The 16,301-nt window shown below is 61.4% G+C and carries 7 protein-coding genes and 3 pseudogenes; 4 read left to right on the top strand and 6 right to left on the bottom strand.

The annotated features are described in order from the left end of the window. Positions 1-107: 107 nt before the first annotated feature. A pseudogene (locus IB235_RS16000) lies at positions 108-441 on the top strand (integrase core domain-containing protein); the annotation flags it as partial. A 1,305-nt stretch (positions 442-1,746) separates the two neighbouring features. Here the strand turns inward: IB235_RS16000 and IB235_RS25875 are convergent. Next, entirely contained in the window at positions 1,747-1,890 is a 144-nt protein-coding gene (locus IB235_RS25875) for a hypothetical protein (RefSeq protein ID WP_370576908.1), read from the bottom strand. A gap of 372 nt (positions 1,891-2,262) precedes the next feature. Next, entirely contained in the window at positions 2,263-2,556 is a 294-nt protein-coding gene (locus tag IB235_RS15990; protein ID WP_192337513.1) for a hypothetical protein, read from the bottom strand. Positions 2,557-2,604: 48 nt separating this feature from the next. On the opposite strand from IB235_RS15990, the gene IB235_RS15985 reads away from it, so the two are divergent. Together IB235_RS15985 and IB235_RS25175 are read left to right on the top strand one after the other, a co-directional pair. After that, positions 2,605-3,354 carry an alpha/beta hydrolase gene (locus tag IB235_RS15985; protein ID WP_192337512.1) on the top strand — a complete coding sequence of 250 codons (750 nt, stop codon included), beginning with the start codon at positions 2,605-2,607 and terminating at the stop codon, positions 3,352-3,354. A gap of 6 nt (positions 3,355-3,360) precedes the next feature. Next, entirely contained in the window at positions 3,361-4,665 is a 1,305-nt protein-coding gene (locus IB235_RS25175) for a glycoside hydrolase family 15 protein (RefSeq protein WP_370576910.1), read from the top strand. 55 nt (positions 4,666-4,720) lie between these two features. Here IB235_RS25175 and IB235_RS25170 read toward each other — a convergent pair. The 3 genes and pseudogenes from IB235_RS25170 to IB235_RS15970 all read right to left on the bottom strand — a co-directional run. Then, positions 4,721-5,383 (bottom strand): annotated as a pseudogene (locus tag IB235_RS25170) (glucoamylase family protein); the annotation flags it as partial. A gap of 491 nt (positions 5,384-5,874) precedes the next feature. Next, positions 5,875-8,118 carry a glycoside hydrolase family 3 N-terminal domain-containing protein gene (locus IB235_RS15975; RefSeq protein ID WP_192337510.1) on the bottom strand — a complete coding sequence of 748 codons (2,244 nt, stop codon included), beginning with the start codon at positions 8,116-8,118 and terminating at the stop codon, positions 5,875-5,877. Between the two features lie 24 nt (positions 8,119-8,142). Further along, positions 8,143-10,035 (bottom strand): ATP-binding cassette domain-containing protein, encoded by a 1,893-nt coding sequence (locus IB235_RS15970; protein WP_192337509.1) that lies wholly within the window; start codon positions 10,033-10,035, stop codon positions 8,143-8,145. A gap of 2,938 nt (positions 10,036-12,973) precedes the next feature. Between IB235_RS15970 and IB235_RS15965 the strand changes: the two are divergent. Beyond that, a pseudogene (locus tag IB235_RS15965) lies at positions 12,974-13,149 on the top strand (transposase); the annotation flags it as partial. Between the two features lie 1,138 nt (positions 13,150-14,287). Here IB235_RS15965 and IB235_RS15960 read toward each other — a convergent pair. Further along, complete coding sequence (locus tag IB235_RS15960) at positions 14,288-15,898, bottom strand: calcium-binding protein (RefSeq protein ID WP_192337508.1); 1,611 nt, start codon at positions 15,896-15,898, stop codon at positions 14,288-14,290. Between the last annotated feature and the right edge of the window lie 403 nt (positions 15,899-16,301).

Here is a 16,301-nt window from a genome sequence, read left to right as displayed (position 1 = left end):
ACACCACCATAGAGACCTGAGCGCCGGTTATGGCCGCACGCTGCGCAGTTCGCGGGCTACGCGCACGGCCATAACCTCTAAGCGGACCAATGTTCCCGACGTGCTATGGCAGCGAATTCATCTCGCGCGACCTCGATCTGTGGGCCTATTCCAGGCACGTCACGCTCGACTTCTCGCGGCCAGGAAAGCCCACGGACAACGGCTTCATTTTACGTCGGGAAAACAGTCCCCCGGACTGTTTTCTGATCCCTCCTCACCTTCAACAGCAAGCTCAGGTCAGAATGCCTGAACGCACACTGGTTCATGAGCCTTGCGGACGCGGCCGAAAAGCTGGAGGATTGGCGCAGACACTACAATGACGACCGACCCCACAGCGCCATCGGATACAACGTCCCGAGCGCGCTGCACTTTCCCGGCCGCGTCACCAGCCCGCCGCCATGACCAAGGCCGGAAACTCCGGCTTTAGATGGTCCAAAATTGGTAGGCAGAGCAGGACCAATCGGGCTCCGATCGTGGCTGGATGAAAATTCAGTGGCAGGTCAATAACACGACGCAGAGATAATGCTACAGCACCCCAATCGGCACATTGCTGAGATTTTCAATAGTACTGCTTTTCAGGACGAAGAATTCGAAGGGTGGTGTATGGCCTCGGCCGATGTCTTCAGCACCATGTTCAAGGGCGAGGATCCGATCGCAAGCTGAGCGTGGTCGCGAACTTGTCGCCGAAACTCTTGCATCTTGTTCTGCTCGCGTCGCGAGAGCTGAATGATTTATCCGAACTAAATGCCAGCGCGGCGGGATTGTCGGCTTGTACTACACGATGTCGCTGCAAATCGCTGGGGGCAGGCTGGTTGAGCCGAAAGATCCGAGGCAAGGGGGGTATCGGTGGGAGTGCCCGAGTGATCTCGTACTGATCTTTTACCCCGCAAGCGTTGCCAAGTATTGCCCGCGCATTGCCCGGCTATTGCTTGGGGTGGGGTAGGCGCGCGGGCTTGCCGGGCGACATCGGTCGCCATCTTGCGCATCGGATGCAGGCACGTGCAGGCGCGGGGCGGCAGGTTGAGTCGCGACCGTGTTTTAGGTCTGGCCCGAAGGGGGGAGGATGGGTTGTGCAAACCGCTCAACTGTGATCGCCAACCCCACTGTGGTGATCGCTGCAATGACGTGATCAAAGCAATTGCTGCCCCGCCTAGCTACGTCTCCGCTGATGGCCGGTTGGGCTAATATGTCCAGTGTATCGAAGACGCGCGTGTAGCGCTCGCTGTCTTTTACAAGGGTTACTCCACGCGCTCAGGGACGCCGGGACATTTATTGTGATCGGGACGCCCAAAGGCGGTCACGAGGTCTGAAAACGTCGGTGAACAAGCTCTGATGCGCGGGCTGGATACCGCATGAGAGATTATGCGCCTCGGGGCTATTTCTGTCCTATAACGGGTATCAGAATGAATCTGGCCACAAAGCGATTCCCCCTGCCGTCGACCTCGCGCCCGCCATTTAGCGCATAAGGGGCCGCGTTCAGAGCGCGAGCATGGTGCGACGGGAGATATCGCACTGCCATTTCCCGCGCGATGGCCGTTTTCACGACGGTCGATTTCTTTCCGCGTCGCATAAGCTGACAATATCTTGTCGTCGGACGAGACTGCACTTTCCAGGCAATGACCTGACCCTCTGGCAACTTCTCCTTGAGGATGTTGAGCTTTCGTTCGCCCGGTAGCGCCTGCAGACAGTAGCTTCAGGCCCCCTCGATCAGTTTGTGGCGCACGCGGGCATTGCCTGCCCGGGTGAGGTCCGCCGTGCTTTGGCGTCAAATGTTCGCTCGGGACCAGCCCCCAGATAGGCTATCAGCTTGACCGGCGACTCGAACCGCCGCACATGGCTGATCTTGGCCATGAACGTGACAGCGCTGATCAGCGCGACACCCCTCAATGCTTGGAGCGCGTTCACCGCCGGAGCGAGATCCCATTCCGGCAAAATGCCTCGATGTGCCCGGTCCGCCGCTCCAGACGTTCCGTTCGGTCTGCAGCATCTCTTGAACGGCGATTTGATGCGCGGGATTTGAGACCAGTGGCGATACCGCATCGTCCAGGGCTTGGTCCGCTGGTAGACACGTCCACGGCGCAGTACGAAGGCTGCTACGAGTTGTCGCCTATGCCGCGGATTCCCTGCCGCGCTTTCGCAGGCACGGACCAAATCACGCATCGCTCGCCAGACACAGGGTATCCAGTCGATCTGTCATGCCCCGCTCTCCGGCGCGAACGGGGATCAGCGATGGTGCGACCGCGCAGCATTCGTAGCCGAAGGTCCGCACCTGCCTATAGAGACCGTATCCTGCTGGTCCGGCCAATAGCAGACAGAAAAATCACCCCTCCCGGAAAGCTTCTTCAGGAACTTGTCGACGCTGACAGAGGTATTCTCGAATGTGCCCTCATCACGATGCTGGGCATCAGCGGCCGCAACCGCGAGTTTGTCCTTGGACACATCATCACTTGGCAACTTGGTGCGGGTGTGGCGCGGATATATGATATCGGCGGTCCAGCGAGTTGGCATTTCGATCATACTGGCGTCCTATTGGAGCGTTCCAAGAACCGCAGTAGGATCGACAAGATGACGCATCTGCATGACATTTGGATCGCTGGCGCCCGCCGTACCGACATGTCGACGCCAGTCGGCACTGTCCCTTTGGTCGTGGCCGAACCCTCGGGAAAGGCGCACGGGACGGTTTTGCTGGTTCATGGCCGAAACGGCGCGCCCGGACAGGTGCAGATCGCCGAGATTGCGGACGCCTATCTGGGGCGCGGATGGCGGGTCGTGGCTCCGGAGTTGCCACATTCGGCGGCCTTGCCCGGATCCGGACCGCCAGAATGCGTTAGCTTTTCGGGTCATACCAATGCCGCGGCAGCAGCTTGGGACTGGGTCGCGCAGGAATGGCCGAGCCAGGCGCGAGGCTTGGCGGGGCATAGCCTTGGCGGGTTTGCCGTAGCGCATCTTGCGGCAGGATCGCCTGACACGCATCACGTTCTGGCCGTGTCGCCAGTCCTGTCAGGCCCCGCGCTGCTTATAGCGCGCGAGGCGATGGGACCGGCCGCCCTCGAAGAGGTCAGGCGCGAGGTGCCCGCCTATTTCGCCGAGATGCAGACAGCCGATGCCGAGCCTGCTTTGAACCGGATCACCGCACCTTTGGCGGTCGTGACCGGTGCGGCGGATGGGCTGATCCCGCTGAAGGATGCCCGCGCCTATTTCGCCGCAGCCCCGAATGCACGTTTCTTTGCCGCTTTGCCGGATGAGCATCATTGCCCGGCGGGTGAGGCCTGCGCGCGTGCCTTGTCCGCCGCCCTTTCAGCGCTGGGTGTTTAGTTGCCCGTGCTTGACCCGGACTGGATCGCGGCGCAGCGGCTTGGCTCGGCCAAGGCGATGCGCAATGCATGCTCGGCCACGCATCTGACACGCCACCGTGCCGGATTTGGCTGGACCGTTCGGCCTGCCAAGGGATCTGTCCTTGCCTCGCCACGCATCGCGAATTGGGACCCCGAGCCGGATTATTTCCATCACTGGATCCGCGATTCCGCCATTGCCCTGCGCGCGGTGCCACTGGCCATGGCGACGGACCCCGAATCCCGCCCTTTCTGGCTGAGCTTCATCACAGATTTCATTGCGTTTTCGCTGTCTATCTCGGACCCGACGCGGCAAGGTCCCGCAGCCAACCCCCTGCGTGCCTCGACCTTGCCCAGCCACGAAAACTACCTGCGTCCGGATGCGGAACTGGCCGCGCTGCACGGCGCTGCATGGCAGCAGGAACCGCGTGTGGCGGCGGATGGCTCGCCCGATCTTGAACAATGGAGCAGGCCGCAGGATGACGGCCACGCGTTGCGGGCATCGGCGCTGATGACCCTGCTTGACGATCTGCCCGAGCTTGCCAGCCTGCAGGCCAACGCCTTGATCGAACGCGATCTTGCCCATGTCCTGCGCGTGGCGGGACGACCATGCATCGGCCCGTGGGAGGAAGCACCGCCGCGGCGCACGACATTTACCCTGATCGTGCAATGGGATGCCTTGGATCGTGGCAGCCGGTTTCTTGACGATCCGGGCGGAGGCATGCGCGACGCGGTTGAACGCATTGCGCGGCTGATGGATCAGGCACCGGACGGGGCAAGCGGCGGTTGGCGGGAAAGCGTTGAAGCCCCCGAGGGCCGTCTGGACAGCGCAACCTGCCTTGCGCTGCTTCATGCGCGGCGCAGCGATGGCCCCTTTGCGCTGACTGGGCCGCGATCCCTTGCGACGGCGGCCGCGCTTGAACGGGATTTTGCGCGGCTCTATCCGATCAACCACGGGCGCGACGTCCCCGCCATCGGGCGTTGGGTCGAGGATGCCTATTTCAACGGAAACCCTTGGTATCCGACGACGCTGGGCTTCGCCGAGATGTATTACCGGATTGCTGCCGAAACCGCTGATCCTGCGGTCTTCGCCAAGGCCGAGGGCTGGATGGCGCTGATCCAGCAGGTGGCCCCAAATCCTGCCGGGCCGCTGCCGGAGCAGTTCGACCGCGTCACTGGGCAGCCGGTCTCATGTCTTGACCTGACATGGTCGGCAGCGGCATTTCTGGAAGCAGCGGCAGCGCGGGATCTGGCCATTCGGGCAATGGCGGGTCGGCCAGATAGGGCGCGGTAAAGCCAAGCGCCCTCAGCCCGCGCTGTATCTCGGGCCGCCCCGAGACCATTCGCCACAACAGGCCCGAGCGGTGGTTCTCAAGCCCGATCACGATGGGGGCCTGATCGACGGCAAGGCGGCTTTCGGCGGCCCAGTCCTGCGCCGGACTGAAGGCGTCGATGAAACCTGCCTCGCCCCAGATCCGATCACCCAGATCGTCATGGAGATGTCGCAGCACGGCCATCGCCTGATCCGGCACGAAGGGCAGTGAGCCAAGCGCCGCCGTGGGGGTGATCACGCCGGTATCCTCGGTCGGGGAATGCGCGACATAGCCGGTCGGATCATCGCTGGCGGTCAGGCCCCACAGGTTCGCGCCATAGCCTTTCCAGCCCTGCGGATTGCGCAGGCAATGATAGCGGTTGATCATCGCATGGGCGCGGGCCTGCACGCCGTAATCGGCATAGGCGTCACGCAGTCCGCGCGGGTCGATGCCCAGAAACGGATATTGCGACAGGAACAGCGGCCCGCCCCAGTCGAGGCCCAGCGGCAACCGCGTGTCGCCATATATCCGGCCATTGCGAAAGGCCGGGGCCATGGCCCAGCTTTGGTGATATGAGGTCGCGGGTAGGGGGTGGCTGCGCGACCCGGTACCAAGGACAAAGACGGGAAAGGCCTCATTCCAGCCACGGATGGGCAGGGCGTTGTCGGCCCATGGACGGTTGGGGTGGCGATGCCACATGACCGCGCCATCCTCGCGCAGATGCGCGGCCCAGTTCACCGCGTCAAACAACGCCTGAATCCGAGCGACCAAAGAGGGTTCCTCGGCAAAATAGGAGGCCGCCCCCAGAAGGCCCATCATCAGGAACGAGGTCTCGACCAGATCGCCGCCATCGTCACCGACCATGAAGGGCAGCACCCGCCCGGTCGAGCCGCTCAGGAAATGCGGATAAACCCCGTCAAAGCGATCAGCGGTTTCCAGAAAGCCCAACACGCGTTCAAGCCGGTCAAGAACCTCGCGCCGGGGCCGCCAGCCGCGTTCGACGGCAACGATCTGCGCCAGCAGACCAAAGCCGGTGCCGCCGGTGCAGACGGTCTCCGCCACATCATAGCCGAAGTCGCCTGCCGTGCGTTCACGGGCCATGCCGCTGACCGGATGGCTCCAATCGAGGAAATACAGCAGGGTGGCCTGCGCGACCCGGTCGCGCAGCGTGGCATCGTCAAGGCCGCGGATCAATCTAGCCATGTCAACTCCACCATCTGTGTATCGCGGCTGTTCGGGCCGACATGCAAGCGGATCAACCCCGGATCTCGGACCCATTCGGCCGTCTCCAAGGACGGGGCGATCGGGTAGCGGAACTGATCCGCCGTGACCCGGAAGCTGACCATGCGACGCTGGCCGGGAGGAATGGAAACCTGCCTGAAATCGATCAGCTTGCGACCCGGTCGCGTGATGCGGGCGACTGGATCGCTGGCGTAAAGCTGGACGGTCTCGACCGTCGGGCGGGTTCCGGTGTTCTCGACGCTGATCCGCAGATCGACGGTCTGATCGGCCTTGGCCGTGGCACTGGACAGGCGCGGGGCCAAGTAGCGGACCTCTGAATAGCCCAGCCCAAAGCCAAAGGGGAATGACGGCATATCGTCTGGCAGGTCCAGCCAGCCGGTCAGGAACTTGGTGAAGCCCGCATTGCCCGGTCGTCCCGTCGTGTCACAGGCATAGGTCAGCGGCACCTCGCCCGGATGTCTGGGCAACGAGATCGCAAGCCGACCCGAGGGGGAGGCCGTGCCAAAGATCAGGTCCGCGATGCCCTCGGGGCCAGCCACGCCGCCATGCCATGCGTAAAGCAGGGCATCGGCCTGCGCGGCGACCTCTCCGATGGCCAGCGGACGACCGGCAAAGACCACGACCAGCAGCGGCTTGCCGGTCTTGGCCAAGGCTGCGATCAGGCGGCGCTGCGCTGCCGGTAGTTCCGGCGAAAGCATCGAGGAAGATTCCCCCGCATGTTCCTTGGCCTCGCCCACAGCGGCGATGATCACATCCGAGGCGCGGGCAAGGGCCACGGCTTCGGCCAGTTGCTTTGCCTTGCTGCGGGGATCGCGGGTCACGGTCGTGCCATGGACATTCAGACGCCGTTCCAGCCACGGCTCATCGACGACATTCGCGCCCCATGCGACCTGTGGCTTTTGCCCGGTCAGCGCGGCGATGGCTGCGTCCAGCGGCACGACATCCTCGGCCCGCCCCGACACCGCCCATGTCCCCAGCATATTCGCCCGGTCCGAGGCGAAGGGGCCGATCAGCGCCACTTTCGTCTGGGGGGCCAGCGGCAGCAATCCGTTGTTCTTGAGCAGCACCGCAGAACGCGCCGCCGCCTGCTGCGCAAGCTTGCGCCCGCTGGCGCGTGAGGGCGCTTTGGGCGTGCCCGCCAGCCCGCGGAAAGGATCGTCCAGCAGGCCCAGTCGGGCCTTGAAGGTCAGAACCCGGCGGCAGGCGCGGTCGACAAGGCTTGTGAGGGTCGTCGCAGAAAGGGTCATCCCGGCTTCGGGCGCATCAAGCCCGTCCCGAAGAAGGCCGGGCAGCTCGCGCAGGTAATCCTCGCCCACCATGTCCATGTCGACACCGGCATGCAGCGCGCGCGCAACCGCAAGCGGTGCCGGACCCAGCCCATGCGCCACCAACTCCTTCACCCCGGTATAATCCGACACCACCAGCCCGTTGAACCCGTGCCGCCCCCGCAACCAGTCCTCAATCAACTGGCCATTGGCATGCATCGGCTGCTTGTTCACCGCGTTGAACGAAACCATGACGCTTGCCGCGCCCGCGTCCACCCCCGCGACGAAGGGGGGCAGGTAGGTTTCGAGCAGGTCCTCCCATGCAAGGCTGACATTGTCATAGTCCCGGCCGGATTGCGGCGCGCCGTAAGCAACGTAGTGCTTGAGACAGGCCGCCACCCGTCCCGGAATGCCCAGACCCAGCCCCTGCAGCCCGCGCGTCGCCGCCTGCGCAATGCGCGAGGCCAACAGGGCGTCTTCGCCCGGCCCTTCGGCCACCCGGCCCCAGCGCGGATCGCGGCTGATGTCGAGCATCGGGCCGTAGACCTGATGCAGCCCCTCGGCCGCAGCCTCCGCAGCGGCGAAGGCGGCGGTATTTTCGATCAGCGGCATGTCCCAGCTGCAAGCCAGCGCGATGTTCAGCGGAAAGACAGTGCGATGCCCGTGGATCACGTCCTCGGCAAAGAATAGCGGTATCCCCAGCCGCGATCCGGCCAGCGCGCGTTCCTGCATGGCGCGGGCCGAGGCAAGCGACTTGGTCCCGAAAATGGCGCCGACCTGACCCGCATCCAACCGCATCGACAGCGAGGTCGGCTGCTGCGCGCCGGTCAGCAACCCCTCGCCAGCCGGCAGCAGGTTCAGCTGTCCGATCTTTTCGTCCAGCGTCATTGCCGAGATCAGATTTTCAACGGCGTCAGGGATCTTCATGTTTCCTCCGTTGCGGCGGCGTGTTTACTCGGCCGCATGGCGGGCGGCATCATAGGCACAGGTCATGGCAGGATGCAGGGTTCCGACACCATCGCGGATCTCCAGCATGGCAGAATAGAAGGGCGTGCCATCGGGGGCATAGGGCGGAATATCGCCATGCAGCACCGCGAGGATTGCCGTATCGGGCAGGTGCTGGGCCAGCGTCAGATGAAAATCCACGACGCCCTCGACATCCAGCGCGGCGGTCGCCTCGTCCAGCACCAGAATATCGGGTCGGGCCAGCAGGATGCGGGCCAGCACCAGACGCTGCTTTTGTCCGCCCGACAGGACGTTTCGCCAGTTCCTGCCCTGATGCAGCGCCTCATCCAGACAGTGGATGAAATCGCCCAGACCGACGCGCGACAGCGTGGCCGCCACGGCGATGTCGGATTGCTGATCGGGCCCCTCGGGATAGGTTACCAGCGCCTTCAGCGACATCCGGTCCGGGACGTCCGGTTCCTGACCCGCCAGAAACAGGCGCGCGCCCCGATGCATCGCGACCTGACCCGTGCCATAGGGCCAGATCCCCGCCACGGCCTTGAGCAGGCTGCTTTTGCCGCAACCATTCCGGCCGGTCAGGAATATCCGGTCGCCGGGATACATGCGCAGCTTCGGCACCCTTAGAAAGGGCAGGGTGTCATGGCCGCGATGGTGCAGATGCAGATCCTGCAAGGCCAGCACCGGCCCCTTGTGACTGCGGATGTGGTTCATGCGGCTGACGCCGGTTTCCGAATAGAATTCCTGCCGATCGCGCACCCGCTCGATCGCGGCGGCAAGCTCGGTCAGGCGGGTTGCATTGGCCTTGAGCGTGGCGATCGCAGGCATCACGTTGATGAACCATGACAGCTCTCCAATCAGCCCGGCCGTCAATTCGCTGCTGGCGACGAAATTGCGAAAGCTCAGATTGCCCGCCATGAAGGACGGCAGCGCCGGCAGATAGGACAGCAACCGGGACGAGAGAAAGCCGTAAAGATCGTTGAAAAGCAGCATCCCTGCTTCCAGCCAGTTCTGCTTGCCCCAGGTCCGGTCCAGATCGGCATAAAGCTGGTTGTTGATCCCGCTTTGGGCACGCTCACCCCGGCCTGCGGCCAGCTGATCGACCCGGTTCAGCGTGATGCCCCATTCGCCCCGCCATGCCCCGTTCTGCCGCTGCCGCCGGATGCTCAGCCTTTCAAGAACATGCCCCAGCTTCCATGCCAGGAAGGTTATGGCGGGGACATAGACCGCGACCAGCAGCAGGCACAGCAGGGCCGAGCCATATTCGCCCGGCACCAGATCCACATGCGCGGCGACGGGGCCAAACCAATCCACCAGCGCAGCATTCGCCTGCGCCCCCCAGCGATCCAGAAAGGGAACGCTTTGGCTGCGTTCAAGCAAGGCCGTCGACACGAACCAGATCGCCGCAACCGCACCCCACAGCCCCATCGCCAGCCCGATAAGCCCGCCGTAAAGATTGGCCGAGCATTCGTCGATGCGCTGGTCCAACGCATCGGGCATCCGCGGCATGTCACCCGTCTGAGAGCGGTCGCTCAGCAGATCAAGGGCGATACGCCCGTCGGCCAGGATCGCATCGTTGAATTGCCCGACCAGCCATCCCCGCGCACGACGATGCAGCGTGGTCGAGGTCAGATGCCGGGCAGCGACCCCTGCGGTTCGTCCAAGAAAGATTGCAAGATAGGCCGCGGCCGCCAAAAGGATCGCATGGGCAGGTTCTACCCCCGCATCCGCAGTATGAAAACTCGCCAGAGATGCCAGGAAATCGGCACTTGCGAGGGCGACCCAGACGCTGGCCTTGCTGAGCAATGTGGTCACGGCAAAGATGATCACCGTGAGCAGCCATGCCTCGCGCCAGCGCTCGGACACCCAGTATGCGAACAATAAACCCCAGAACCTACTAAGACGTTTCACCCGCTTGGCCTTTTGGGTGCCGAGAAACGGCCACACTATCCCACAGCAACGCAAGGTCGCTCATGGGCCGAGTTCGGCACATTGTTTGAATTTTTAGCCGCATCGCCGACATGTCGGTTTTGCGACCTCCCTGTAGGTAAAGCGTAGCAAACCCCGTCGTCGGCGGCAAATTGCCGATGGCTTTGTGACGGTTATATTATTGGGCAGGTTTTGGATGCTTGCGCCCATATTCGTCGTAGGGCGGGCAAACCTGCGGCCCTGTCGTCGCTTTTGCTGCGCCCGCAACGCCAGTTTCAGAAGCCTTCCGTCGAAAAGCGCAAACAGGCTATGTCCGATAACCGATTAGTCTGTTTCGATAAACGATCCGTAATGATGACAATGACTACTGTGACCGAGGTCACGGGCTACCTTCCTTTTCGTGAGCTCTGATGTAATTTGAAACGGACATTCCCACCCAGAAGCTGTCGTGACAGATGTCTCAGGCCGTCAAAACTGTTGCTCATGCGCCCCAGTCGGTCGCGTTATGTCAATAACATGAAGCCCTAGGCGAGACCCGAAGTTGCCATCTGGCAGCTTTTCGCGACGATTGCTCGCTATCCTGAGTTCAAGACGTTGCGCCGATGACGAAGTGCGAGATGTCGCCAATAAAATTATTATAGAATAATATATTGTTCTGAGCGGAAGCGGGTCGTCCTTGGTTCGGTCCGTGCGACTGAAAGGAACGCATCGCGTTACTTTGATGTTGCTAACGAACTTGCTCTGATAACAATACGTAACGTCATGTCGGATGCGCCATCCACGTGCACGCGGGGCTAGCGCGAAAGCTCGCGACGATCTCTTCTCCACAACCGGGAAGGGCTACCGAAGGCTTTGTGTTTTTTCAACCAAGCGAGTCACAGGCGATTTGCGTCATGTTCTATGTTCACAAAGCCACAATGTGTGCGGTATGATGATCACGTTTAGTATATTGAAAAATAATAGTAAAAACTTTTTTAACGGTTGGATGCCCTGCCAGGAGATCACCCAGTAACACCCTGACCTCGAAGGGTGTGACGGTAACGGTAACGGTAACGGTAACACAGACGAAGCAGGCGTTAATCGCAGCTGTTATCACGCGCCATTGGCGGAAGATCATCCAGCATGGCGAAGCGTATTGAGGAGCAGATCACCTCGGGCCGGCTCTGTCGGAGCCACCATCATGGGTACCGAGAAGGACTGAAGCCCGGTGCCTGCTGGGGCTGTTAGCAGACGCATCAAGTTTGTCTGGCTGCGAATACTGGGGAGTGCCTTGGCCGGGTGATGAGCATCTATACCGGTCGCCCGGAATGCTCGAAACCACAGGGCTTCCGAAGGGAACGGAAAATGTAGCTAAGCTAAAACTGCCAGTCATCTTCGTTTGTGCCCTGACGCACACGGTAGGTGCCTGCGGGCCAAACACCGCTGCTCACCACCACTGGCGCAGTTGCTGGAGCGGCTGTCGCGGGCCCGGTCGGCGCGGTCGCCGGAGCGGCTATCGTTGGCAGCGGCGCAGTGCGGATCAGATAGGGCATCATGGCCCGCCTTTTGAAAGCTGGATCGTTTGAACCCGGAGTTTTCCGCGTGGCCTGCCCTCGGCCGGAAAAAGTGGGGACTACGAAGTAGCGAAATTTTTGGACGCCCAGTAGGCGTTCATCCTGAAACAGGGCGGGGATGGATATGCCGCCAAGCAGGGATCATCTAGGCGGCCTACTTCAACTGACAAAATATGGCGGCTTGTTGCCTGACCAGATGTGCTGACTGAAGCTGCTCGAGGACGAGAATGCGCGGCTAAGGAAAATCGTTGCGGCTCTCACTCCTCGCGAGATTGTGCAGGACGTTGTTCGGCGAAAGCTTCGAAGCCGGAGGGAGCGAGTGAACTGGTTCGCGGGATGTGCGCTGACTGGGCAGTCTCGACCCGTAGGGCGTGTGGAACCTTGCGGTTTGACTGTTCAAGTTGCTACGACAAGTTCCGCCGCACCGATCCGACTGCGCTGAAAGTGCGGATCAGGGAGACCTGCGAAACACGTGTGCGGTTCATGTTGTTCTCGGCCGGGAGGGCGGGATGTCAGCATTAAGAAAACTTGCCGTGTTCGTAGGGCTATGGGCATGCAGGTCAGGACGTCGGGGCCTTTTGACACCGAGAAAAAAGAAGTGGCAGAACCTGCGGTCACTCTTGGATTTAAAGCTCTCGTGCCGCCCGAGGCGCTGGGTCCTGTTCCAAGGGGCGCGTAGGAGAAGGATGAGGGCGAAATGCGAGACCTCTGGGGTGATCAGCGCGCCTGCTTACTTGGGGGCAAGACCCACGCCATCTGTCTTGATCATCCGTGCAGGTAAGCAGGGCGCAGACCGCCTTGCGGCGGCGTTCAGCAGCGCTGACGTTTCCCCCAACCACAAACCTTGGCCATAAGGCGCAAGGGCGGCCTGTGCCCCGCCGATCCAATGTGTGGCTCCGATCTCGCCCGTGCGAACGTTCTCTGGCTGCAAGACAGTGGCGCTGACATAGCCTTGTTCTGCGCCTACACGCTCTTCGCCATCAGTATCGATGATCCAGTCCGCGCCGCGAGGGCGCTCCAGCCATCCAGATCGTAACCGCAAGCTTCTTGTTGCTCATGCGTTTTCAAAAATGTCGCTACGCAAGAAGGTTCGGATAGCATCGCGCCCTGTCGCCAGAGTTTCGCCAACTGCGTCGAAGGCCGTGGCCTCGACAAAGGCACCCCGTCGCCTTGCCAGCATCGCATCTGGCGCGTGGTGTCCTGGCGTCAGGATCAATCCGTGCATGATACGTTCACTCTGTCCGCAGAGGCGGCTCAGATTAGCATGGCGACTGCAAGGCTGATCCGCGGCTTTCCAGTCGTTCCATCGCATGTGGTACCCAGACAGCTACTATGCGAAAAACCGCAAGGTTCGAAAGGTCGTCGATATGACCAGTTACACCCTGCGCAATATGGTCGAGCGCTGCTTCAGCAAGCTGAAGAACAGCCATCGGCTGCCACACGCTACGACAAAACCGCAGAACGCTTCCTCGGCTTTCTTAACGTCGCATGCATCAGGTTATGGCTCCGGAATCAGCATGGCCTCATGACAGCAATCAAATCATCCCGTTGCGCTGCTTTCATTGCACGGCGGCCTCAGGGACGGTGGATATCCGTAAGTCTGTCTGCATCGGATCGGCTGGCTGAGTGATGGGGCAACGGTACTGCTGTTCAATACCGATCTACACGACGAGTTCGGAACCTGACCACTCGCTTATAGTCCTTATAGCGGTGCCGATATCGGCGAGGTTCGTAGGATCGGGACCGCAGTCGGCGACAGTGATGATCCGGACCTGTTCCTGGGATCAGGTGATGGTACACCGGAAGGAACGAGCCGAACTCGACGGGGAACTGATGCAGACGACCGGAGGAAAACGCCCCCTCACCGGCGGTCCGGACGTCAAGTGCGACAAAATGGATCACCCCCTAGCCACTCCCCGTAACATACCCCAAATGCATCGAAGGGAGGCCATTTGTCCTGCGCGCAGCTTTTGGAGCGTAAAATGCGTAAATGCACGGCTATTCTGATAACAACGCTGGTTGGCTTGGCTTCACCCGGCTTTGCAAATCCCCCATCCGACATTTCTGACCTGATCGGCGCACGTGGCGCCGGGGCTGAGACCCAGATGCAGGCACGCGGTTACGTGGATGTCGGTGGTAATAACACGTGGTGGAACGAGGCCACAGGAAGTTGCGTCAAGGTGCATGTAAGCCAAGGGCGCTACAAGTCGATCGACAATATGCCCGCGACCCGCTGCGGCCAGGGCGAACCGCAACGATCTGCGTCATATACACCCCCGGGACAGATCCCGCAGGTGGCTTTGAAAGCGTGCATGCGTGCTGCTGATCAGTTTCAAAACGCTCGACCCGGAACATCGCTGGCGGGCAGCGTTCAGCATTCGGGATCCAATTGGGTTCTGATGATGGATACAGGCCCGCAGTACAGGTCGACCTGCACAGTGACCAACTCCGGACGGGTCCTGTCCATGGATCCGCTTTAAGGGACTAGACATCCGTATCACCGCAACGGTTTCAGGGGAGCCGCACCTAGGCAAAGGGTGAGGTTCCCCTGAGTAGCGCAGATCAGTCTACCAAACTTTGCTGATCCGCCTCAGGCCTGCGTGGACCTGAAGTGGGCTTGATCACCACAGCGGGCCGATGCGTCGGGCAGTTCAAGCGAAGATCAGGTCGTCCAACACGGCACTGATCCGGGTGTTGTGGATGGTGAGTAAGTCGCCATCGCCAAAATCGAACAACACATTTGCACCAACCTGCGACGCATGCGCGCGAGCCTGGGTCATGTTCGTCACATCGGCAAAACCCTGCAGGCGGATTTGATCGACCTCATCCTGGAAATCCAGGATCCGATCCTGATCGAAGCCCTGACCGAACACGAAACTATCCGCCCCGGCGCCTCCAGTCAGGTTGTCGTTGCCCGCGCGCCCCGAAATGACATTCGTCGCCGCATTTCCGATCAGCGCATTGTTGGAGGCTGACCCCTGGACAGAGATCGCGGCGCCCCCGGTCAGGACGACGTTCTCGACATTGGCATATACGCTCCCGGCCCGAGGCAGGTCGATGCTGATGCTGGCGTTGATACGGTCTATGCCGCTCCCGGCCTGCTCCACCACCAGATCGCCGGTATGATCGATCCAATAGATGTCATTGTCCGCACCGCCGACCATCGTGTCGGCACCTTGCCCGCCGATCAGCCTATCATCTCCAGATCCGCCGGTCAGAGAGTCATTGCCCGAACCGCCGTCCAGAATATTGGCACCGTCGTCGCCAATGAGGGTGTCGCGGCCCGCGCCCGAGACCAGATTCTCGCCCCCCGCCAGCATGTCGGTTCCCTGTCCGGTGTCCTGCCAGTCCTTGTTCGACAGATCGACCCGCACCGAAACATTGCCAGCGTAGGCGGCGGTGTCGATCCCGTCGCTGCCACGCAGCAGGTCATTGCCCGCATCGCCATGCAACAGGTCGTTTCCATTGCCGCCAATCAGCGTATCGTTGCCTGCACCTCCGTAAAGGCTGTCATTGCCATCATTACCGCGCAGCAGGTTCGTACCGGAATTGCCGTAAATGCCGTTGGCAAGGCCGTTGCCGGAACCGCTGTAACCGAAGTTGCCGATAAGGGTCATATCCTCGACATTGGCTGCAAGAGCATAGTCGAAATCGGCATGGACATGGTCGCGTCCCTGGCCAGCTGCCTCGATCACCGCATCCTGCCGATCAACGACGTAGCGATCATTGCCTGCACCGCCGACAAGGGTGTCGCGGCCGATATCACCGATCAGCAGGTCGGCACCGACGCCGCCAACGAGGCTGTCATTGCCGCTGCCGCCGCTGAGTGAATCGTCGCCCCGGCCACCAAGCAACGTGTCGTTGCCGCCGAGACCAAAGATTTCGTCATTGCTGCCGCGCGCTCCGTCCCAGAAATCGCCACGGGCACTGCCCTCGATCAGGAAGTTTCCTTGTCCCAAGGTGATACGATCACTGACCGCCAGCTGCGACAGCGAGGTGCCGCGCGGGATCGTCGCCAGAGCATAGCTGCGTCCGATCAGCTCGCCGCCACCCAGCGTCGCGACGCCGGAATAATCGGGATAGAAGCTGATCCCGCCGAGCAAGGTCCAACTGCTGCCTGAGCCTTGCGAATAGACATCCATGACCCTCATGCTGCCAGCTCCGGCTCCGCTCGTGTGAAACTCCAACCCCCATCCGGCATTGGCCAGACTGGGGCCGTTCAGCGTGACATAGGTGCGGGCACTAACGGTATGGCGGGACATGGCGCTCTCCTGACGGGTCGCGCGTCGTTAGTCTTCGGAAAAAGGCGAGACAATTCGATATGGAAGATATGCGTCACAACATTGCGTAGTGTTGCGACCGGGACGCAGGAACGTCAGCCATCTTCGGAATCGGCTTTGCCAAACGGTTCATCCACAAGTACCGCCCTTATGACGGGCAGGTGGCCTGACTTACGCGTCGACCCTGCGTTCGGGTTCGATTTTTGACGGCATGCCAAGCCGGATGCCCGGATCGAGCATACGCGCAGGATCGAGCACTTTACGTGCATCCGACACCTAACCCACCTGTCGCAGCCCGGGCCGCCCCTCCAGAAACCATCGGCGTGCAGCCTTTCATCGCGACTTCATTAGCTACCGCAAGCTCGCCCTTGCCGCTGGCCTCAGT

This window comes from Paracoccus sp. PAR01, from assembly GCF_014851995.1.
In the GTDB taxonomy this organism is placed as follows: Bacteria; Pseudomonadota; Alphaproteobacteria; order Rhodobacterales; family Rhodobacteraceae; genus Paracoccus; species Paracoccus litorisediminis.
Note: the sequence above shows the minus strand (reverse complement) of the source record. Positions and strands in the feature narration are given on the sequence as shown.